Source organism: Brevibacillus sp. SIMBA_040 (assembly GCF_046535075.1).
Lineage (GTDB): Bacteria > Bacillota > Bacilli > Brevibacillales > Brevibacillaceae > Brevibacillus.
Genome location: NZ_JAWRXI010000324.1, coordinates 1 through 251 on the forward strand (window position 1 = coordinate 1; position 251 = coordinate 251).

Sequence of the window (251 nt, forward strand, 5' to 3'; positions counted from 1 at the left end):
GCAACACTTTGATTAGTAAAACTTGTACAATAATTTTTTTCGCTCAATAAGTAGTTTAAAAACTCGGTATTGTTCATTAAAAGCTTTTCGTTGGCAAGATGCTCTCCAAATGTTGCAAAAGCTTCATTAAGCCAAAGATCTCCCGGTGTACCACAAGTAACTTTATTACCAAACCATTGATGCGCCAACTCATGAGCAATTAAGTACTTTTCCCAGCTACTCATTGATGACATTGTTTGGGTTTCAAGATT

Annotated in this window: 1 protein-coding gene; it reads right to left on the reverse strand. The window is 35.5% G+C overall.

Translation table 11 applies throughout. The features are described 5' to 3' along the window. On the reverse strand, nt 1–251 hold a 251-nt coding region (locus tag SB752_RS32990; protein ID WP_410719593.1), incomplete at both ends, for a M1 family aminopeptidase.